Genomic DNA, 20,782 nt, shown 5'->3' with positions numbered 1-20,782 from the left:
GCCGTGTCCGACGGTTCCTTCCGTGGGGCACGGCGCGTCCGTGTGCCGGGGTCCTGCGCATGGGCGCCGGACGCCCGCCGGGCCCGTCAGGCCTTGCTCGACCGCGTCGTCTTCTTCGCGGCGGGCTTGGTGGTCTCGGCCTTCTTCGCCGCGGCGGTGCCGATCTTCTCGGTGGCCGTCTTCCTGGCGGTGGCCTTGGCCGCCACCGTCTTCGCCGCCTTGCGCGTGGCCTGCGCCGGGATCGCGTCGCTGACCCGGTCGGCACCGAGGATGTCCCTGAGGAACTTGCCGGTGTGGCTGGCCGGAACGGCGGCGATCTGCTCGGGCGTGCCTTCGGCGACCACCAGGCCACCGCCGGCGCCGCCTTCGGGACCCATGTCGACGACCCAGTCGGCGGTCTTGATCACGTCGAGGTTGTGCTCGATGACAATGACCGTGTTGCCCTTGTCGACCAGGCCGGACAGGACGGTGAGCAGCTTGCTGATGTCCTCGAAGTGCAGGCCGGTGGTCGGCTCGTCCAGGACGTAGACCGTACGGCCGGTGGAGCGGCGTTGCAGCTCGCTGGCGAGCTTCACGCGCTGCGCCTCACCGCCGGACAGGGTGGTCGCGGACTGGCCGAGCCGGACGTAGCCGAGGCCGACGTCCTTGAGCGTCCTCATGTGCCGGGCGATCGCGGGGACCGCCTCGAAGAAGTCGGTCGCCTCCTCGATCGGCATGTTCAGGACGTCGGCGATGGACTTGCCCTTGTAGTGGACCTCCAGGGTCTCCCGGTTGTACCGGGCGCCGTGGCAGACCTCGCACGGGACGTAGACGTCCGGGAGGAAGTTCATCTCGATCTTGATCGTGCCGTCGCCCGCGCAGTTCTCGCAGCGGCCTCCCTTGACGTTGAAGGAGAACCGGCCGGGCATGTAGCCGCGGACCTTCGCCTCCGTCGTCTCGGCGAACAGCTTGCGGATGTGGTCGAAGACGCCGGTGTACGTCGCCGGGTTGGACCGCGGGGTGCGGCCGATGGGCGACTGGTCGACGTGGACGACCTTGTCGACGAGGTCGTCGCCGTCCACGCGCGTGTGCCGCCCGGGCACGTTGCGGGCGCCGTTCAGTTCCCGCGCGAGGTGCGTGTAGAGGATGTCGTTGACCAGCGTCGACTTGCCGGAGCCGGAGACGCCCGTCACCGCGGTGAAGACACCCAGCGGGAAGGACACGTCGATGTCCTGCAGGTTGTTCTCACGGGCGCCGTGCACGGTGAGCTGCCGGGACGGGTCGCGCGGACGCCGCACCTCGGGCAGCGGGATGGCCTTCCTGCCCGACAGGTACAGGCCGGTCTGCGACTCGGCGTTGTCGAGCAGCTCCTTGACGGAGCCGCTGTGCACCACCTTGCCGCCGTGCTCACCGGCGCCGGGACCGATGTCGACGATCCAGTCGGCGACCTTGATGGTGTCCTCGTCGTGCTCGACGACGATGAGCGTGTTGCCCATGTCGCGGAGCCGGACGAGGGTCTCGATCAACCGGTGGTTGTCGCGCTGGTGCAGGCCGATGGACGGTTCGTCGAGGACGTACAGCACGCCGACGAGCCCGGAGCCGATCTGGGTGGCCAGGCGGATGCGCTGGGCCTCGCCGCCGGAGAGCGTGCCGGCCGCCCGGTTCAGCGAGAGGTAGTCCAGGCCGACGTCGACCAGGAAGCGCAGCCGCTCGTTGACCTCCTTCAGCACGCGCTCGGCGATCTTCTTGTCCCGGTCGCTGAGCTTCAGTTCGCCCAGGAAGTCGGCGCAGTCGCTGATGGACATCGCCGAGACCTCGGCGATCGACTTGCCCATGACGGTGACCGCGAGGACGAGCGGCTTCAGGCGGGTGCCCTCACAGGTGGGGCAGGGCACCTCGCGCATGTAGCCCTCGAAGCGCTCGCGGCTGGCGTCGCTCTCGGACTCGCTGTGCCGGCGCTTGACGAAGGGGACGGCGCCCTCGAAGGCCGTGGTGTAGCGGCGTTCGCGCCCGTACCGGTTGCGGTAACGGACCTCGACCTGTGTCTTGTGCCCGTTCAGCAGGGCCTTGCGGGCACGCAGCGGCAGTCCCGCGAACGGGATGTCCGTACGGAAGCCCAGCGCCTCGGCGAGGGCGCCGATCAGGCGGGCGAAGTAGTCCTTGGTGTGCCCGTGCGACCAGGGGTGGATGGCGCCCTCGTCCAGGGACTTGTCCGGGTCCGGGACGATCAGCTCCGGGTCGACCTCCATGCGCGTGCCGATGCCCGAGCAGTCGGGGCAGGCGCCGAAGGGCGAGTTGAAGGAGAAGGAGCGGGGCTCCAGCTCCTCGAACGACAGGTCGTCGTACGGGCAGTACAGGTGCTCCGAGTACATGCGCTCGCGCTCGGGGTCGTCCTCGGGGAGGTCGACGAAGTCGAGCACGACCATGCCGCCGGACAGGCCGAGCGCGGTCTCCACGGAGTCGGTGAGGCGGCGCTTGGCGGAGTCCTTCACGGTGAGGCGGTCGACGACCACCTCGATGGTGTGCTTCTCCTGCTTCTTCAGCGTGGGCGGGCTGGAGAGCTGGACGGTCTCGCCGTCCACCCGCGCGCGGGAGTAGCCCTTGGTCTGCAGGTCGGCGAAGAGGTCGACGAACTCGCCCTTGCGCTCGCGCACCAGCGGCGACAGCACCTGGAAGCGGCTGCCCTCCGGCAGCTCCAGGACCTTGTCGACGATGGCCTGCGGCGACTGGCGCGAGATGGGCCGGCCGCACTCGGGACAGTGCGGCTTGCCGATGCGGGCGAAGAGCAGGCGCAGGTAGTCGTAGACCTCGGTGATGGTGCCGACCGTGGAGCGCGGGTTGCGCGAGGTCGACTTCTGGTCGATGGAGACCGCCGGGGAGAGGCCTTCGATGAAGTCGACGTCCGGCTTGTCCATCTGGCCGAGGAACTGCCGGGCGTACGAGGAGAGCGACTCCACGTAGCGCCGCTGGCCCTCCGCGAAGATCGTGTCGAAGGCCAGGGAGGACTTGCCCGACCCGGACAGGCCCGTGAAGACGATGAGCGAGTCGCGAGGCAGGTCGAGCGAGACGTTCTTCAGATTGTGCTCGCGCGCGCCACGGACGATGAGACGGTCGGCCACGCCGGTCCGCACCTTTCTTGAGAGAAGTGACAGGGGCGGGGCCCCCGTCTTCCTCAGACTAGGGGGAGCCACTGACAACGCCGGTCGGATTCACCGGTTGTCAACAAACCCCGACTTTCCAGCATGCCCGACGCCGCACTCGACCATATAGCACGCGTATTCGATTTACGGGGATCGTCCGCCTCCTTCACCCGAAGGAGTGGTGCGGTCTAAGGTCGGCGGCATGATTGATCACGCGCGTGACCTGGCGTCTGTACAGGACGCCACCGAGCGACTGCTGCTCGCGGTCGGCGAACTGGACAACGCGGGCGTGACGGACCAGTCACGGCTTCCCGGCTGGACCCGCGGCCACGTCCTCGCCCACCTCGCCCGCAACGCGGACGCCCTCGTGAACGTCCTCGAGGGCCGCCCCATGTACCTCTCCGCCGAGGCCCGCGACGCCGACATCGAGCGGGACGCCCCGCGCCCCCTGGACGCGCAGCTCACGGACCTGCGCGAGAGTGCGGCCCGCTTCCAGGAGGCGGGCGCCGCCCCCGCCGACTGGTCGCGCACGGTCGCGCTGCGCAACGGGGTCACCGACTCGGCGTCCCGGGTGCCGTTCCGGCGCTGGGCCGAGGTGGAGCTGCACCACGTGGACCTCGGGATCGGCTACGAGCTGGAGGACCTCCCGGAGGAGTTCACCGAGCGCGAGATCGCGTTCCTGGCGGCCCGCTTCACCGGGCACCCGGACGTGCCGCCCGTGCGCCTCACGGACGGCACGCGCGCGTGGCGCACGGGCCGCGAGGAGGGCGGACAGGAGGTGACCGTCACCGGCGCCCCCGCCGGCCTGCTGGGCTGGCTCGCCGGACGGCGCGACGGATCCGCGCTGACCGTGGACGGGGGCACGCTCCCCGCGCTGCCGCCGCTGTAGCCGGGGAGGCGGGAGCCCGGTCGTGGAGGCGGTTGCGGACCGCCTCCCGGCGCTAGGCTGGCCGACATGACCTACAGCGGAGAGGTGAGGGTCGGCGGCCCCGCCGACGTGCACGAGCTCAAGGACCTGATGATCACCAAGCTCGCGGTCGGCCCGATGGACAACAACGCCTATCTGCTGCGCTGCCGGGCCACCGACGAGCAATTGCTGATCGACGCCGCGAACGACGCGCACGCGTTGCTCGGCACGATCGGTGACGACGGCATCGCCTCCGTCGTCACCACCCACCGGCACGGCGACCACTGGCAGGCGCTGGCCGAGGTCGTCGCCGCCACCGGCGCCCGCACCCACGCGGGCCGGTACGACGCCGAGGGCATTCCCGTGCCCACCGACGTGCTGGTCGACGACGGCGACACCATCCGGGTGGGACAGGTGGAACTCACCGCGCGCCACGTGGTCGGGCACACACCGGGCTCGATCGTCCTCGTCTACGACGACCCGCACGGGCATCCGCACGTGTTCACCGGGGACTGTCTCTTCCCCGGCGGTGTGGGCAACACCTTCAAGGACCCGAAGGCGTTCGCGAGCCTGATCCACGACGTCGAGACCAAGGTCTTCGGCGTCCTCCCGGACGAGACGTGGGTCTACCCGGGGCACGGCAACGACACCACCCTGGGCGCGGAGCGTCCGCATCTGCCGGAGTGGCGCGCGCGCGGATGGTGAACACCTCCGTGTGCGCCCCCCGTGCACGCCCCGTGTGACGCGTTCGCCCGCGACGACCCCCCGTGCGCGCTGTCGTACCGCGGGGACGGGGCGGTCCACTGGAGGCAGCCCCGCCCGGGACGACGGCTCCCGGGCGGCGCGGGCCGCCGGCCTTCCGTTCCCCGCCCTCGGCCGGCGGCCCCGGCTCGTCAGGTGGCGGCCCGCCCCTCCCCGGCCAGGGCCGCGATCCGCTCCACGCCGAACACGTATCCCTGCACACCGCATCCCGCGATCACGCCGTCGGCCCGCTGCGACACGTAGGAGTGGTGCCGGAACGGCTCGCGCTGGTGGATGTTGGAGATGTGGACCTCCACCACCGGCAGCCCGTCGCAGGTGTTGAGCGCGTCCAGGATCGCGACGGACGTGTGCGAGTAGGCGGCGGGATTGATCACGATCCCGCAGTGGTTCAGCCGTGCCTCGTGGATCCAGTCGACCAGTTCCCCCTCGTGGTTGGACTGGCGGAAGTCGACCGTGCCGCCGTGTGCCGCGGCGGCCTTGACGCACAGGGTCTCGACGTCGGCGAGGGTGTCGGAGCCGTAGATCTCCGGCTGACGCTGGCCGAGCAGGTTCAGATTGGGCCCGTTGAGGATCATGATCGGGGCGTTGGCCAGGGTGCGGGGCACGGTTCCTCCGGTCCGTTCGGGGTGCGGCGGTCCTCGACCGACCGGCGCTCGGACCCGGTTTATCACGGTGCGCCGGCGGCACGGCCGGCCATATCCTCCGCGCATGCCGACGATCACGTACCCGCCCAAGCCCTCGCCCGGAGACCGCGTCGCGGTGATATCGCCCGCGTCGGGACTGCCCGGGCTGTTCCCGCGCCCCTACGAGCTGGGCCTGGAGCGGCTGCGCGAGGAGTTCGGTCTGGATCCGGTCGAGTATCCGGCCACCCGGAAGATGGGCTCGACACCGCGGGAACGGGCCGACGACATCCACGCGGCCTTCGCCGACCCGGGCGTCAAGGCCGTGTTCGCGTCGATCGGCGGCGACGACCAGATCACCGTCCTGCCGCACCTGGACCGGGAGTTGCTGCGGGCCTGTCCGAAGCCGTTCTTCGGCATGAGCGACAACACGAACCTGCTCGCCTACCTGCGCAACACCGGGATCGTCGCCTACCACGGCGCCGGCGTCATGTGCGAGCTGGGACGCCCCGGTGCCATGCACCCGCAGACCGCCGCCTCCCTGCGGGCCGCGCTGTTCACGTCCGGCCCGTACGAACTGCGGCCCGCCGAGCGCTGGAACGACGTGAACCGGGACTGGGCCGATCCCGCGACCTTCGAGAGCGAACCGCAGACCCGGCCCGGGTCGGGCTGGTCCTGGGTCAACGCCGACCGGGTGGTCGAGGGACGCAGCTGGGGCGGCTGCCTGGAGATCCTCTCCTGGCTGCTGATGGCCGACCGCGAGGTCGCGCGCGACCCGGCCGAGTACGAGGGGGGCGTGCTGCTCCTGGAGACCTCCGAGGAGATGCCGCGTGCCGAGGAGGTCTTCCGGATCCTGCGCAACATGGGCGAGCGCGGCCTGCTCCGTCCCTTCTCCGCGCTGCTGATGGGCCGCCCGAAGACGTGGTCCTTCGACCGGCCCAACAGCCCCGAGGAGGCCGCCCGCTACGCGGCGGAGCAGCGGGAGGCGGTACTGCGCGCGATGCGGACCTACGCTCCCGACGCCACGATCGTCTTCGACGTGGACTTCGGTCACACCGATCCGCAGCTCGTCGTCCCCTACGGCGGGATCGTCCGCGTCGACGGTCCCGCCCGGCGGATCGTCGTCACGTACTGACCCGCCGGGCGGGGCGCCGCGTCCGCTACGGGTTGACCGCGAGTTCCAGATAGGCGGCGAACAGCACCAGGTGGACGCCTCCCTGCAGGGGTGTGGCACGTCCCGGCACGACCGTCAGGGAGGCCACCACCACGGTCAGCGCGAGCAGCACCATGTGGGTGGGGCCGAGGCCCAGGACCAGCGGCCCGGGGAGCCAGACGGAGGCCAGGGCGACCGCCGGGATGGTCAGTCCGATGCTGGCCATCGCGGATCCGAGGGCGAGGTTCAGGCTGGTCTGCACCCGGTCGCGGCGGGCGGTGCGCAGGGCGGCGATGGTCTCGGGGAGGAGGACCAGCAGGGCGATGATCACGCCGACGACGGCGTGATGGAGTCCCGCGGCGTCCACCCCGTCCTCGATGGTGGGTGACACCCCTTTCGCCAGCCCGACCACGCCGATCAGTGCCAGGGCCAGCAGTCCCAGGCTGACCAGCGCGGTACGGCTCGACGGCGCGTGGGCGTGGTCCTCGACGGTGATCACCTCGCCCTGCCGGGTGATGGGGAGGAAGTAGTCGCGGTGCCGCACGGTCAGGGTCGTGATGAACAGCCCGTAGAGGACCAACGAGGACAGTGCCGCGAAGGTCAGCTGGACGGTGGAGAACTCCGGGCCCGGCGCGCTGGTCGTGAACGTCGGCAGCACCAGGCTGAGCGTGGCCAGGGTCGCCACCGTGGCGAGGGCGGCGCCGGTGCCCTCCGGGTTGAACACCGCCGTGCCGTGGCGCAGGGAGGCGACGAGCAGGCTGAGCCCGACGACGCCGTTGCAGGTGATCATGACGGCCGCGAAGACGGTGTCCCTGGCGAGGGTCGCGCTCTTGTCCCCGCCGTCGGCCATCAGGGTCACGATGAGGGCGACCTCGATGACGGTGACGGCGACGGCGAGGACGAGGGAGCCGAAGGGCTCGCCGACCCGGTGGGCGACCACCTCCGCGTGGTGCACGGCGGCCAGGACGGCCAGCGCGAGGACGACGGTCAGCAGCGCCACGACCACACCGGGCAGGTCGCGCCCCCAGGTGAGGACCAGCAGCACGACCCCGACCACGGGCACGACGGTCGTCCACTGTGCGAGCAGCGCCCTCGGCCGAGTGAGCATGCAACGATCGTCGCAGAGGTGAACGGACCCCGCACGCCCGGTCACACGGACGGGGAACGTCTTCGGTCGGCGCCCGCGCTCGGGGCCCCTCTCGGAGCCTCCCCCTCCCGACCGGCGCCGGGAGCGGCGGACGGCTCCGCGCCGCTCGCCGCTCCCGGTGGGGTCCCGCGCCGCCCCACGGCCCGCCCTGCGCGGGTCAGGCCCCGACGTCGTGCTTCGACTCGTCCCGGGCAGCCGCCGCTTCCGCCTGTTTCCGGGAGGACCGGAGGCTGGTGATCGTGGTGACGATCAGGACCGAGCAGATCACACCGAGCGAGACCGGAATGCTGATCTCGGGGACGTGGACCCCGGACTCGTGCAGGGCGTGCAGCACCAGCTTCACACCGATGAAGCCCAGGATGATCGACAGGCCGTACGAGAGGTGGACCAGCTTCTTCAGCAGGCCGCCGATGAGGAAGTACAGCTGGCGCAGACCCATCAGGGCGAACGCGTTGGCCGTGAACACGATGTACGGGTCCTGGGTCAGGCCGAAGATCGCCGGGATGGAGTCGAGCGCGAACAGGACGTCGGTGGTGCCGATCGCGAGCATCACGACCAGCATCGGGGTCATGACGCGCTTGCCGTTCTCCTCGATCCACAGCTTGGTGCCGTGGTACCGGTCGGCGACGCCGAACCGTCGCTCGGCGGCCTTGAGCAGCTTGTTCTCCTCGAACTCCTCGTCCTCCTCATCGGCCCGGGCCTCCTGGATGAGCTTCCAGGCGGTCCAGATCAGGAAGGCGCCGAAGAGGTAGAACACCCAGGAGAAGCTGGCGAGGATCGCGGCTCCGGCGGCGATGAAGACGGCCCTGAGGACCAGGGCTATGAGGACGCCGACGAGGAGCACTCGCTGCTGGTACTGCGAGGGCACCGCGAACTTCGCCATGATCAGGACGAAGACGAAGAGGTTGTCGACGCTCAGGGACTTCTCGGTGATGAAGCCCGCGAAGAACTCGCCGGCGGGCTGGCCACCGCCGAAGACGAGGAGCCCGAGTCCGAAGAGACCCGCCAGCGCGATCCAGACGACCGTCCAGATCCCGGCTTCCTTGATCGACACGTCGTGCGGCTTGCGGCCGATGAAGAAATCGACCGCGATGAGGGCGGCGAGGCCCACGATGGTCAGGACCCACAGGGCCATGGAAACTTCCACTTGCGCCTCCGGCAGTACGTCACACGGCAGATGTCAGCGTCGTCGCTGCCGGAGGTCTCTTCCACCCGGGCGTCCGGTGCGCGAGGCGCGCGCGGAGCCCACGGGCCGACGCCCCGGGATCTGGCCTGATCCGTATTGACGGGTACGCCGCAGCTGGCAGGGAGTACTCCCCTCCGTGGGAAAAACAGTACCCCAATCACCAAGGGAAGGTAAAGGGAGAAGTAAAGGAAAACCCAAGTTGGCAGGTCAGTGCGGCTTTACGAACACTTGGTACGGGCTGGGGCTCACCGGTCCCACGAGTGACGGGCCGTGGCGACCGCGGTGAGCACCTGCTGGAGCACCTGGCTGCCGGGCGGCACGAGCGGGGGCTCGTACGTCCAGGCATGGCCAACCCACGGGTCGGCCAGATGGTCGTCGGCGACCGGGGTCAGACGCAGCAGCGACCGCCACAGCGGGTCGAGCAGCGGTCCGTACCCCGCGGACTCCTCGCGGTCGGCGACCATCATCAGGTGCACGCCGACGGCCGGGCCCTCGTCCGCGAGGTAGCGCAGCTGGTTCACGGCCCGGTCGTCGAAGCCGTGCGGGAAGTCGTTGACGATCAGGAGCTGCTGGGACGTGTCGAGACCGGGTGGCAGCGCGTCGGCGGCACCTCCGCGCAGCGCCATCTGCACCAGGTCGACGCGCTGGGTGAGCCGGGCGAGCACGTCCGCCGTCCCCGCGGCGCCCGGGGCGGGCGGGGCGGCGAGCACTCCGCTCCGCACCAGCGGCGCCAGGGCCTGCGTCCCCGCTCCGGCCGGATCGATGACGTGGACGGTGAACTCGCCCGGCGGGTAGACGGCGAGCAGCCGGGCCGCGTGCGCGACCGCCGTCTCCAGGGCCAGGCGTCCCAGTTCGTGGGAGCCGGTGAACGCACCGTCAAGCGAGCCGGAACGCCCGCTGTCGATCCACAGGCCGCGCTCCAGCGGCAGCCGGACGAGCATCGGGATGCGTATCCGGTCGGCCTCGGGCAGGCGGAGGTCGCCCAGGCGCACGGCCATGGGGATCTCCATGGGCACGCGGTAGGCGTGCCAGACGGGGTTGTCCCAGCGCGCGTAGGCCGCCGGGAGGGCGGGCTCGACGACGTCGGCCTCGGCGGCGAGCTGGGCGAGGTCCCGGTCGAGGGCCTCCCTGGCCCGGGCCACGAGCTGACCGTGCCGGGCCCGGGCGGCCTCGCGTGCGGCGTCGCCCTGCCCTCCGATCCGGCTGCGCGGGTCGGACAGGGCCTGGTCGATCTCCTTCTCCATGCGCGACTCGGCGAAGTCGACGGCGCTGCGGTACGCGGCCGCGGTGCGGGCCAGGTCCTCGAACATGCCCCACACCTGGTTGTAGAGCCGCTCGTCCATGGACCAGCCGGTGGCGTCGCCCGCGACGGGCTGTGCGGGCTGCCCGGGTGCGGCCGGGGGCGCGGCGGGTGCGGGCGCGGGCGGGGCCGCGTGCTGCCGGCGCGGGTGGCTGTAGTCGATCGGCCCGCCTCCCGCGGGGGCGGGCGGCTCGGTGGCACCGGCGGGATCCCCCGCCGTGACCCCACCCGGGTACGGGGGCCGCGGTGCGGACCGGCCCGGGCCGTCGGCGCTCCGGGGGTCGTACGGGGACGCGGCCGCTCCGTGGTCCGGACCGAGCACCGGGGCGGCGGTCCGCCGGGCGCGGTCGCCTTCCGCCGGACGCGGCGAGGGGGCCGGCACCGAGCGGGCCAGGCCGCTCGCCACCGCCTCCTGGACCACGCCCGCGAGCCGGTGGGCCTGCGGCAGGCCCTGGTCGGCGAAGAGCTCGGCGAGACCGCCCGCGTAGCCCTGGCCGACGGCCCGTACCTTCCAGGCACCCTGCCTGCGGTAGAGCTCCAGCGCGACGACGGCCGACTCGGCCTCCAGGCCGGTGATGGTGTAGCTGGCGATCTCGGTGCCGTCGAGGCCGGTGACGGCGACGAAGGGAGCGGCGACGGCGGCGAAGCGGGACGGGCCCGCCCCGTCGGCCGCGGCCAGCGCGAGCAGCACACTGACCCGGTGCACGGCGTCCGGCACGGCGTCCAGGTCCACCGCGAGGCGGTGGTCGGCGGCCGCCTGCCGGGAGACCTCCAGTCCGGGCAGGGTGGGCGTGCCCGGATGGGCCACCCGCTCGGCGCCGTGGACCGTCCCGTTCTCGTCGCCGAGCGTGGCCGCGGCCACCAGCGGCGTGCCGGCCGAGACCCGGATCTCCAGACGGGCCTGGGGAAGCGGGTGGTTCTGCCCCCGCACCAGCTCGGCCGTCATCGCCTCTCCCCCTGTGTCACTCGTGTGCGACTCGTGATGCGCGCTGCACCGCCCGCCCGTTCCCCGACGGAACGGGCGGGAGGCGGGACCGGTGTCCCCTACAGGACGGGCAGGATCGCCGGCATCAGGTCCTGGAAGGTGCGGCCGTTGGCCGGGGAGCCGAGGGCGGTCATCGACCAGCCCTGTCCCGCCCGGTGCACCTTGGCCATGATCTGCGCGGTGAAGGCACCGCCGCCGGCCAGCGTGTAACGGGCGAGTTCCTGGCCGTTGGTCTCGTCCACCAGGCGGCAGAACGCGTTCTGCACCTCCTGGAACGTCTGGCCCGTGAAGGAGTTCACGGTGAAGACGATCTGGTCGATGTGGACCGGGACGCGCTGCAGGTCGACGAGGATCGCCTCGTCGTCGCCGCCCTGGCCGACACCGCCGACCAGGTTGTCCCCGGTGTGGCGCACCGATCCGTCGTCGCTCACCAGGTGACGGAAGAAGACGACGTCGACCGGCTGCTTGTCCGCGAACAGGACGGCGGAGGCGTCGAGGTCGATCTCCCGGGTGCGGGAGCCGAACAGCCCGCGCCGGGGAGCCGCCTGCCAGCCGAGACCCATGCGCACCGACGTCAGGCTGCCGCCGTCGTTCTTCTGCAGACTGATGGCCTGACCCTTGGTCATGTTGACGGTCACGCGCTGATTCCCCTCTACGAACTGTCCCCTGTTGCCGCGGCGCCCGCGGTTGACCAGAACCCTACGCAGAGCCGCTGACAGTGCCGTACCCCGGTCCGCACTTTGTGTCGGTCTTGCAACACACCGCGTGCCGGACGGGCTGTCAGGCCAGGCCGGCCTCCTTCATCTGGCGCAGTTCCTTCTTCATCTCGGAGACCTCGTCACGCAGCCGGGCGGCGATCTCGAACTGCAGGTCCGCGGCGGCGGCCCGCATACGGGTGGTGAGGTCCTCGATCTGCTCGGCGAGCTCCGCCGCGGGACGGTCGGTGGGCACCGTCTCGGTCTTCCCGCCCTTGGCCGTCCTGGCAGCGGCCGCCGTCTTGCCGCCGAGGGAGGGCACGGGGGCCTTGGCGCCCTTGCCGTCCTTCGACTGGCGGTAGCCCGAGCCGAGGAGCTGCTCGGTGTCGACGTCCTCGCGGGCGATCTGCGCGACGATGTCGTTGATCTTCTTGCGGAGGGGCTGCGGATCGATGCCGTTCGCCTTGTTGTAGGCGATCTGCTTCTCCCGGCGGCGGTTGGTCTCGTCGATGGCCTTCTCCATCGCCGGGGTGATCTTGTCGGCGTACATGTGGACCTGGCCGGAGACATTGCGCGCCGCGCGGCCGATGGTCTGGATCAGGGAGGTGCCGGAGCGCAGGAAGCCCTCCTTGTCGGCGTCGAGGATCGCCACCAGGGAGACCTCGGGCAGGTCCAGGCCCTCGCGCAGGAGGTTGATGCCGACCAGGACGTCGTACTCGCCGGCACGCAGCTCGCGCAGCAGTTCCACGCGGCGCAGCGTGTCCACGTCGCTGTGCAGGTAGCGGACCTGGATGCCGAGCTCCAGGAAGTAGTCGGTGAGGTCCTCGGCCATCTTCTTGGTGAGCGTGGTGACGAGGACGCGCTCGTCCTTCTCGGTCCGCTTGCGGATCTCGTGCACCAGGTCGTCGATCTGGCCCTCGGTGGGCTTGACGACGACCTCCGGGTCGATGAGGCCGGTGGGGCGGATGATCTGTTCGACGGCGCCGTCCGAGCGGGAGAGTTCATAGGCGCCGGGGGTCGCCGACAGGTACACGGCCTGCCCGATGCGCTCCTGGAACTCCTCCCACTTCAGCGGACGGTTGTCGAGCGCGGAGGGCAGCCGGAAACCGTGGTCGACCAGGGTCCTCTTGCGGGAGGCGTCACCCTCGTACATGGCGCCGATCTGCGGCACGGTGACGTGCGACTCGTCGATGACGAGCAGGAAGTCGTCCGGGAAGTAGTCCAGCAGGGTGTTGGGCGGCGAACCGGGCGAGCGGCCGTCGAAGTGCAGCGAGTAGTTCTCGACACCGGAGCAGCTGCCGATCTGGCGGAGCATCTCGAGGTCGTACGTCGTGCGCATCCGCAGCCGCTGGGCCTCCAGGAGCTTGCCCTGCTTCTCCAGCTCGGAGAGGCGCTCGGCCAGCTCCTTCTCGATGCCGTTGACCGCACGCTCCATGCGCTCGGGGCCCGCGACGTAGTGGGAGGCCGGGAAGACGTACAGCTGCTGGTCGTCGCTGATGATCTCGCCGGTGACCGGGTGGAGGGTGGACAGTGCCTCGATCTCGTCGCCGAACATCTCGATGCGGACGGCGAGCTCCTCGTAGACCGGGAAGATCTCGATGGTGTCGCCGCGCACGCGGAAGGTGCCGCGGGTGAAGGCCATGTCGTTGCGCGTGTACTGGATGTCCACGAAGCGGCGCAGCAGCTCGTCCCGGTCGTGCTCTTCGCCGACGCGCAGGGGGACCATGCGGTCGACGTACTCCTGCGGGGTGCCGAGGCCGTAGATGCAGGAGACGGAGGCGACCACGACGACGTCGCGCCGGGTGAGCAGCGAGTTGGTCGCGGAGTGGCGCAGGCGCTCCACCTCCTCGTTGATCGAGGAGTCCTTCTCGATGTAGGTGTCCGACTGCGGGACGTACGCCTCGGGCTGGTAGTAGTCGTAGTACGAGACGAAGTACTCGACGGCGTTGTTCGGCAGCAGCTCGCGGAACTCGTTCGCCAGCTGGGCGGCGAGTGTCTTGTTCGGCGCCATCACGAGGGTGGGGCGCTGGAGCTTCTCGATCATCCACGCGGTGGTGGCGGACTTGCCGGTGCCGGTCGCACCGAGCAGCACGACGTCCTTCTCGCCTGCTTCGATGCGCCGGGCGAGATCGGCGATGGCCGCCGGCTGGTCACCGCTCGGCTGATAGGGGCTGACGACCTCGAAGGGCGCCACCGTGCGTTCGATGTGGGAAACGGGCCGCATGGGATCCACCGTACGACCCTGCACTGACAACCGGTCCGGATCAGCGGTTCTGCGGGGTGCGGGGGCACCGTTGGTCGAGGTGGCGGCGCGTGGGACGCGCGGGGTGGCGCACCGGGCGGTGGGCCCGCGGCGGGGGTACGGCGTGCGCGGGGACACCCGGTTTGTGCTCGACGGGCGCCCCGGTCGGCTTCCCCATGACCATCAGCGGGTCGAACAGCACCACGGCGCCGGCGAGGACGAGGAAGGCGAGGGGGCCGATCAGCATGGGGCCGAGCAGTTCGGCCGGCGAGCCGCCGGAGGAGGGGTCGGACGTGCCGTGCAGATGGACGTCGAGCGCCGCCATGCCGGTGTAGTGCATGCCGGTGACGGCGAGGCCCATCACGAGGCTCGCGCCCACGCTCCAGAGCAGCCCCCGGACCTGCCCGGCCGCCCAGAGGGCCGCGGTGGCGGCGGCCATCGCGATGGCGACGGACGCGGCCACGGTGAGCGTGTTGTACTCCAGTTGTCCGTCCAGCCGCATACCGGCCATTCCCAGGTAGTGCATCGAGGCGATGCCCAGGCCGGTGATGGTGCCCCCGGTGAACAGGGCCGTTCCCCGCGCGCCCCGGTAGCCGACGATGAAGATCCCCACGCCCACCATGACGATGGCCACGGCCAGGCTCGCGAACGTCATCCCCCAGTCGTAGCGGATGGGTGTGTGTTCGATCGTGAAGCCCATCATCGCCACGAAGTGCATGGTCCAGATCCCGGAGCCGATCGCCGCTGAGCCGAGGGCGAGCCATCCGGGGCGCCACGACCGGTTGACCAGCATGGATCTGGTGGTGCAGCGCAGGCCGAGGGCGCCGCCGAGGCAGGCCATGAGGTAGGCCACCAGCGGTGTGACGAGTCCGTAACTGAATCCGTCGACCGTGCCTTGCATGCGCGGCTGCCCTTCCGCCTTCTACGTCCTGGAATGCCCCGATGTACGCCCCTCCCAGGACCGTGCGAACGGTCAGGGCCGAGGCAGAGAGTATGACCCCCACCGGAATGGTCGAACGATTCTCCCGCAAAGAAACACGGCCCTGCCCCAGATGTGCGGCCCCGGTGAGCGGAGCCGAGCGACTTCGTTCACCCTGTGGCCATTCCGCACCCGCCCCCCGTTGACCCTCTGCTGTCACAGTGGTGCTGTCCGTGAACGCTCGACGCGAGGAGTACGCATGCACGCGCGCGCAGCCGCCGTCCTGATCACCGCGCTCGTGGGGGTCGCCCTCATGGCTCCCGGTTCTCACGCAGACACCCGGGGCGGTGGCGACGCGCCCACGGTCGTCGCCCACCGGGGCGCCTCCGCCTACGCGCCGGAGAACACGCTGGCCGCCGTCGACAAGGCGGCCGAGCTGGGCGTCCGCTGGGTGGAGAACGACGTCCAGCGCACCAAGGACGGCGAGCTCGTCGTCATCCACGACGACAGCCTGCAGCGCACCACCGACGTCGAGGAGGTCTTCCCCGACCGCGCGCCCTGGAAGGTGAAGGACTTCACCGCCGCCGAGATCGCCCGGCTGGACGCGGGAAGCTGGTTCGGCGCCGAGTACGCGGGCGCGCGCGTGCCGACCCTGGAGCAGTACGTGCACCGTGTGGACCTCCACCACCAGAAGCTGCTGCTGGAGCTCAAGAGCCCGGGGCTCTACCCGGGGATCGAGCGGCAGACCCTCAAGGTCCTCGCCAACGAGGGCTGGCTCGACCGGCGCCACGTGGCCGGCCGGCTGATCGTGCAGAGCTTCGACGCGGACAGCGTCCGGACCGTCCACGACCTCGAACCGGCCGTCAAGACGGGTCTCCTCGGCACTCCGGCCGTGGCGGACCTGCCCGAGTACGCGAAGTTCACCGACCAGATCAACCCGTCCCACGGCTCGGTCTCGCAGAGCTATGTCGCCTCCGTCCACGCCCTCACCGGACCGCACGGCAGGGCCATGGAGGTCTTCACCTGGACGGTCGACGACCCGGCCGTCGCCCGGCGGGTCGCCGGGTACGAGGTGGACGGCATCATCACCAACAAGCCCGACGTGGTCCGGGACGCGGTGGAGGAGGACTCCGCCGGTCTGTGATCCCGCCACGCCCGGGGCGGGGAGGGCGTCCACGCCGCCGCCCCGGGCGTTGTCGGTGGCGGGCCGTACGGTGGGCGCATGGACAGCCATGGGCGGTACGAACAGCGCGTGCTGTGGACCGTCGTCGACACCGTTGTCGGTCCGTTGCTTCTGGCCGCGACCGGCGACGGTCTGGTCAACGTCGTGTTCCACGCCACGGACACCGTGCGTGACCGGGCGCTCGAGCGGCTCGCGTCCCGACTGGACACCCGGCCCGTCGAGGCCCCCGGCGCCCCGCTGCCGGCCGAGGCGATACGGCAGGTGCGGGCGTACTTCGCGGGTGACCGGCACGACTTCGACCTGCCGCTGGACTGGTCGTTGACATCGGGCTTCAACCGGCAGGTGCTGCGGGAACTGGCGACCGGCGTGCCCTACGGCTCGGTCGTCGGTTACGGCGAGCTGGCCGGGCGCGTGGGACAGCCCGGGGCCGCCCAGGCGGTGGGCACGGCGATGGGGGCCAACCCACTGCCGGTCGTCGTGCCGTGCCACCGGGTCGTGGGGAGCGACGGCGGCATCGGCGGGTTCGGCGGCGGCGTGGACACCAAACGCCGGCTGCTCGCGCTGGAGGGCGTGCTGCCCGAGCCGCTGTTCTGACCCCGCCGCTGTCCTCCGTGGTTTGACCCGGTCTCCCGGCCGCCAGAGATGAGGGAAAAGCGACGGACTGGGAGGCAGGCCCGTGACGCTGCTGGTGTCGGAAGAGGTACGGGAGGCGCTCGACGCGCACCGCCCCGTGGTGGCCCTGGAGTCCACGATCATCGCGCACGGACTGCCGCGCCCGCGGAATCTGCCGGTGGCCCGGGAGCTGGAGGAGGCCGTACGCCAGGAGGGCGCCGTACCGGCGACGATCGCCGTGCTGGACGGGCGGCCCCGTGTCGGCCTGGACAAGGGCCAGCTGGAGCGGATCGCGAACGAGGACGGCATCCGCAAACTGGGCCACCGCGATCTGCCGCTCGCGCTGGCGGCAGGGGCGAGCGGGGCGACCACGGTGTCGGCGACCGCCCTGCTGGCCGCCCGGGCGGGGGTGCGCGTCTTCGCGACCGGCGGGCTGGGCGGCGTGCACCGGGAGTGGACCGTGACGCAGGACGAGTCGGCCGACCTCGGGCTGCTGGCGCGCACCCGGATCACGGTGGTGTGCGCGGGCGTGAAGTCCATCCTCGACGTGCCCGCGACCCTGCAGCGGCTGGAGACGCTGGGCGTCGCGGTGGCCGGGTACGGCACGGACCGCTTCCCCGGCTTCTACCTGTCCGACTCGGGGCATCCGGTGGACTGGACGCTGCGCACCCCGGAACAGGTGGCGGCGGTCATGCGGGCGCAGGATGCGCTCGGCGGGCCGGAGTCGGCGCTCGTCGTCGCCAATCCCGTCCCCCGGGAGGAGCAGCTCGACCCCGGGCTGCACGCGCGGGTGCTCGCGGACGCGCTGCACGCGTGCGAGGAGGAGGGAGTCACGGGCCAGGCGGTCACCCCGTTCCTGCTGGACCACCTGGTACGGCACACCGACGGGGCGTCGCTGAGCGCGAATCTGGCGGCGGTGCGCGGCAACGTGCGGCTGGCGGCACGTGTCGCGGCGGCGTGGGCCGGGGCATGAGCGCCGCGGCGGGCGGCACGCTGCTGGTCGTCGGTGACGTCGTCACGGACGTCGTCGCCCGGCACCGGGACCCGCTGGCCACCGGCACGGACACGGCCGCCTCGATCCGGCGGCTGCCCGGCGGGGCGGGGGCCAACGTGGCCTGCTGGGCCGCGTACGGGGGGTGCGGGGACGTACGGCTGCTGGGACGGGTGGGCACGGACGAGGCGGCCTGGCACGAGCGGGAGCTGCTGGCGCACGGGGTGCGGCCCCTTCTGGTCGTCGACCGGTCGGCACCGACGGGGACGGTGGTCTGCCTGGTCGACACGGGCGCCTCGGCCGAACGGACGTTCCTGACGGACAGCGGGGCGTCGCTGCGGCTGGGGCCCGGTGACTGGTCGGACACGCTGCTCGACGGGGTCGCACGACTGCACCTGTCGGGTTACCTCCTCTTCTCGGAGCCGAGCCGCGCCCTGGTGGCGGTCGCGCTGGCAGCGGCACGCGCGCGGGGCGTGCCGGTGAGCCTGGACCCGGCGTCGACGGGCTTCCTGACGGACCTGGGCGTCGACCGTTTCCTGGGCCTGGTCGAGGGGGTGGACGTCCTGCTGCCCAGCCGTGACGAGGCCTGCCTGCTCACCGGGCTGTCCGACACCGCGGACGCCGCGGCCGAGCTGAGCCGGCACGTTCCGCTGGTGATCGCCAAGCAGGGTGCCGAGGGGGCCCTGGTGGCCCGGTCCGGCGCCGTGTGCGCGCGTGTCCCCGCGGTCCCGGCGTCCGCGCGGGACAGTACGGGCGCCGGGGACGCCTTCACGGGCGCGTTCCTCGCCGCGATGATCGTGGGTGCGCCGCCCGAGGACGCGGCGGCGGAGGGGTGCCGGGCGGGAGCGGTGGCGGTCGGGCGGGTGGGCGGAAGGCCTCCGCGGGCCGGGGGCGACGGCTGACCGGCGGGCCCGCCGCCGCAACAGGCGCACCGCGCCCGGACGCGCCGTTGTGCGTGTCGTGCCGTCCGTCCGAGCGGCCCGCGGCGCACGCGGCACACCCTGCCGACGGGTGCGGGCGGCGGCGTGAACGTGCCGCCGCACCTACGCCTTGTGCCCCCACGCCGAGATCATCGGCGCCGTCGCCAGGTCCATGCTGCCGGACGCGACGTTGGCGAGGTGCTGGTCGATGTCCTCGTCCGTGGCCACGCCGGCGGCGACCAGCCGCTCGCGGACCTGCCGGACCGTCGCGGACTCCAGGGCGGCGCACGCGGATGAGGTGACCGGGAAGTAGGCGTCGGCCTCCACGCGGCGCAGACCGTTCTCCCGCAGCAGGCGCGGCAGCCGGCCCGGGCGGCCGACTTGGAGATACAGGCCTACTTCCGTGACGCGTCCGACCACCTGCAGCGGGCCGCGGAGCAGATCGCCGCGTTCGGCGAACTCCTCGACTCCATCCTGCAGGCGCACCTCGCCCAGGTGACGGTCGCCCAGAACGAGGACATGCGGAAGATCACCGCCTGGGCCGCCGTCGTCGCCGTGCCCACGATGGTCTGCGGGGTGTACGGCATGAACTTCGACCACATGCCGGAACCGGGCTGGCGGTACGGCCACGGCATGGTGCTGGGCGTCATCTCCGTCGCCTGCCCGGTGCTGTACCGCGGCCTCCGGCGCAACGGTCGGCTCTGACGACGGAGCCGGCCGGTCAGCCGCTCCATGCCGGGTGGCGCGGGTCGTCGGCGCGCACCAGGACGTCGGCGGTGCCGGCGGGGTCGGCCTCCTCGGCGTAGCGGTCGAAGGCCGGGAGGGTCCAGTGGTCGGTCCCGGGGGTACGGCGGCGCAGGGCGCCCGGGGTGAGGACGAGGTGGACGCTGAGATCGAGGGGGAACCAGTGACGCAGCAGAAAGGGACCGTGCAGCAGCAGCACGCCGCCGGCCGGGAGGTGGACGTAGGGGCTGCGGGTGGCCCGGTCGGTCACCGGGTCCCACAGGTCGGGCAGCACCCGCCCGTCACCGCCGGGGCCGAGGGGATCGAAGACCTCACGCCACAGGGCACCGGTGTCGTGCCAGCCGTTGTAGTAGGCCTCGACGTCCTGGCGCCCGTACTCCAGGCGGAGGGAGGCGGGGCGCAGGAAGCCCTCCGTCCCGACGACGAGGGAGGGGCGGCCGCGCAGGCGCAGCGCCTCGCCGACCCGTTCGGCGAGGTCGCCGGGACGGGCGGCCGGCGCACCGTCGAAGGCGACGCGCGGCCAGGGGCTGCCGTCGGCCGGCGTCAGGTCGAGCAGACGCTCGGCGAGCCGGTCGCCGAGCCGGTCCCAGGTGATCGCTTCCAGTCGCACGTGCCCATGATGCGCCGTCGGCCGTCCCGCACGCGTGGGGGCCCTTCTGGACGCCCGCGTACGGCCCCGCGCCGCTCGGCGGTGGTCACGGGGCCCGTGCGGGGGTTGACTGGGGGTGACCGACGGCAGCCGGTGCCGCAGGGGCACCGGCCCGACGGGTGGGGGTGGACACGACATGATCGACGGGGCGTACTTCGTGCTGGCGGTGCTGGGCGTGCTCGGGACCGGCCTGACGGCCGGGGTCTTCTGCGCCTTCTCGACGTTCGTCATGCGGGGTCTCGCCGCGCTGCCGCCCGCGCAGGGCGTCGCGGCGATGAACGCGATCAACACGGCCGCGGTGCGCCCGGCGTTCATGCTCGTCCTCCTCGGGACGACGGTGGTCTCCGCGGTGATCGCGGTGGTGACGTTCGCGCAGTGGCCGGACGAGGGCGCGGTGGAGCTGCTGCTGGGCAGCGCGCTGTACCTGTCCGGGGCGTTCGGGGTCACCGTGGCCGCCAACGTGCCGCGCAACACGGCGCTGCTCCGACTGGAGCCGGACTCGGCGGAGGCGGCCGGCCGCTGGCCCTCGTACGTGCGCGAGTGGACCGCGTGGAACCACGTCCGTACGGGCGCCTCGGCCGCGGCGGCGGTGGCGTACGTGCTGGCCCTCGCCTGACGGCCGGCGTTCTGCGGGCGGCTGCGGGGGGA

17 protein-coding genes and 2 pseudogenes are annotated in these 20,782 nt (G+C 71.8%); 9 read left to right on the top strand and 10 right to left on the bottom strand.

Annotation, left to right across the window (positions count from 1 at the left end; all coding sequences use genetic code 11):
* Positions 1-86: 86 nt before the first annotated feature.
* Entirely contained in the window at positions 87-3,098 is a 3,012-nt protein-coding gene (gene uvrA / locus ACZ4V6_RS17335; protein WP_467827867.1) for an excinuclease ABC subunit UvrA, read from the bottom strand.
* 223 nt (positions 3,099-3,321) lie between these two features.
* Between uvrA and ACZ4V6_RS17330 the strand changes: the two genes are divergently transcribed.
* Both ACZ4V6_RS17330 and ACZ4V6_RS17325 read left to right on the top strand, forming a co-directional pair.
* Positions 3,322-4,008, top strand: coding sequence for a maleylpyruvate isomerase family mycothiol-dependent enzyme (locus tag ACZ4V6_RS17330; RefSeq protein ID WP_467827864.1), 687 nt, complete (start codon positions 3,322-3,324; stop codon positions 4,006-4,008).
* Between the two features lie 66 nt (positions 4,009-4,074).
* Positions 4,075-4,731, top strand: a complete 657-nt coding sequence (locus tag ACZ4V6_RS17325; protein ID WP_467827861.1) for an MBL fold metallo-hydrolase — start codon at positions 4,075-4,077, stop codon at positions 4,729-4,731.
* A gap of 188 nt (positions 4,732-4,919) precedes the next feature.
* On the opposite strand, the gene aroQ is transcribed toward ACZ4V6_RS17325, so the two are convergent.
* Positions 4,920-5,393 carry a type II 3-dehydroquinate dehydratase gene (gene aroQ / locus ACZ4V6_RS17320; protein WP_467827860.1) on the bottom strand — a complete coding sequence of 158 codons (474 nt, stop codon included), beginning with the start codon at positions 5,391-5,393 and terminating at the stop codon, positions 4,920-4,922.
* 103 nt (positions 5,394-5,496) lie between these two features.
* Here aroQ and ACZ4V6_RS17315 point away from each other — a divergent pair, with 103 nt between their 5' ends.
* Positions 5,497-6,543, top strand: a complete 1,047-nt coding sequence (locus ACZ4V6_RS17315; protein ID WP_467827857.1) for a S66 family peptidase — start codon at positions 5,497-5,499, stop codon at positions 6,541-6,543.
* 25 nt (positions 6,544-6,568) lie between these two features.
* Here the strand turns inward: ACZ4V6_RS17315 and ACZ4V6_RS17310 are convergent, their stop codons facing one another.
* The 6 genes from ACZ4V6_RS17310 to ACZ4V6_RS17285 all read right to left on the bottom strand — a co-directional run bounded on the left by ACZ4V6_RS17310 (position 6,569) and on the right by ACZ4V6_RS17285 (position 15,017).
* The gene (locus tag ACZ4V6_RS17310) at positions 6,569-7,669 is read right to left on the bottom strand and encodes a calcium:cation antiporter (RefSeq protein ID WP_467827854.1); all 1,101 of its coding nucleotides are present in this window, start codon (positions 7,667-7,669) and stop codon (positions 6,569-6,571) included.
* Between the two features lie 196 nt (positions 7,670-7,865).
* Complete coding sequence (locus tag ACZ4V6_RS17305; RefSeq protein ID WP_467827852.1) at positions 7,866-8,855, bottom strand: TerC family protein; 990 nt, start codon at positions 8,853-8,855, stop codon at positions 7,866-7,868.
* 284 nt (positions 8,856-9,139) lie between these two features.
* Positions 9,140-11,140 (bottom strand): TerD family protein, encoded by a 2,001-nt coding sequence (locus ACZ4V6_RS17300; protein ID WP_467827850.1) that lies wholly within the window; start codon positions 11,138-11,140, stop codon positions 9,140-9,142.
* A 98-nt stretch (positions 11,141-11,238) separates the two neighbouring features.
* Positions 11,239-11,817 carry a TerD family protein gene (locus ACZ4V6_RS17295; protein WP_077798703.1) on the bottom strand — a complete coding sequence of 193 codons (579 nt, stop codon included), beginning with the start codon at positions 11,815-11,817 and terminating at the stop codon, positions 11,239-11,241.
* Between the two features lie 142 nt (positions 11,818-11,959).
* Positions 11,960-14,098, bottom strand: a complete 2,139-nt coding sequence (uvrB, locus tag ACZ4V6_RS17290) for an excinuclease ABC subunit UvrB (RefSeq protein ID WP_467827847.1) — start codon at positions 14,096-14,098, stop codon at positions 11,960-11,962.
* A gap of 40 nt (positions 14,099-14,138) precedes the next feature.
* Positions 14,139-15,017, bottom strand: coding sequence for an MHYT domain-containing protein (locus ACZ4V6_RS17285; RefSeq protein WP_467827845.1), 879 nt, complete (start codon positions 15,015-15,017; stop codon positions 14,139-14,141).
* 277 nt (positions 15,018-15,294) lie between these two features.
* On the opposite strand from ACZ4V6_RS17285, the gene ACZ4V6_RS17280 reads away from it, so the two are divergent.
* The 4 genes from ACZ4V6_RS17280 (at position 15,295) to ACZ4V6_RS17265 (ending at position 18,723) form a co-directional block, all read left to right on the top strand.
* On the top strand, positions 15,295-16,179 hold the full coding sequence (locus tag ACZ4V6_RS17280; RefSeq protein WP_467827843.1) for a glycerophosphodiester phosphodiesterase: 885 nt from the start codon (positions 15,295-15,297) through the stop codon (positions 16,177-16,179).
* A gap of 78 nt (positions 16,180-16,257) precedes the next feature.
* Positions 16,258-16,812, top strand: a complete 555-nt coding sequence (locus ACZ4V6_RS17275; protein WP_467827841.1) for a methylated-DNA--[protein]-cysteine S-methyltransferase — start codon at positions 16,258-16,260, stop codon at positions 16,810-16,812.
* Between the two features lie 82 nt (positions 16,813-16,894).
* Complete coding sequence (locus ACZ4V6_RS17270; protein WP_467827838.1) at positions 16,895-17,803, top strand: pseudouridine-5'-phosphate glycosidase; 909 nt, start codon at positions 16,895-16,897, stop codon at positions 17,801-17,803.
* Complete coding sequence (locus ACZ4V6_RS17265) at positions 17,800-18,723, top strand: carbohydrate kinase family protein (RefSeq protein WP_467827836.1); 924 nt, start codon at positions 17,800-17,802, stop codon at positions 18,721-18,723. Before ACZ4V6_RS17270 ends, ACZ4V6_RS17265 begins: the two co-directional genes overlap by 4 nt.
* Positions 18,724-18,864: 141 nt before the next feature.
* On the opposite strand, the pseudogene ACZ4V6_RS17260 reads toward ACZ4V6_RS17265, so the two are convergent.
* Positions 18,865-19,137, bottom strand: a pseudogene (locus ACZ4V6_RS17260) (SAM-dependent methyltransferase); the annotation flags it as partial.
* Here ACZ4V6_RS17260 and ACZ4V6_RS17255 point away from each other — a divergent pair.
* A pseudogene (locus tag ACZ4V6_RS17255) lies at positions 19,120-19,446 on the top strand (CorA family divalent cation transporter); the annotation flags it as partial. The pseudogenes ACZ4V6_RS17260 and ACZ4V6_RS17255 sit on opposite strands and share 18 nt — an antisense overlap.
* 16 nt (positions 19,447-19,462) lie before the next feature.
* On the opposite strand, the gene ACZ4V6_RS17250 reads toward ACZ4V6_RS17255, so the two are convergent.
* Positions 19,463-20,095, bottom strand: coding sequence for a nucleoside/nucleotide kinase family protein (locus ACZ4V6_RS17250; protein WP_467827834.1), 633 nt, complete (start codon positions 20,093-20,095; stop codon positions 19,463-19,465).
* 175 nt (positions 20,096-20,270) lie between these two features.
* On the opposite strand from ACZ4V6_RS17250, the gene ACZ4V6_RS17245 reads away from it, so the two are divergent.
* Positions 20,271-20,750: an anthrone oxygenase family protein gene (locus ACZ4V6_RS17245; RefSeq protein WP_467827831.1), complete on the top strand. Its 480-nt coding sequence runs from the start codon at positions 20,271-20,273 to the stop codon at positions 20,748-20,750.
* The last annotated feature ends 32 nt before the right edge of the window (positions 20,751-20,782 follow it).

It is taken from the genome of Streptomyces sp. NPDC029152 (assembly GCF_055564355.1).
Note: the sequence above shows the minus strand (reverse complement) of the source record. Positions and strands in the feature narration are given on the sequence as shown.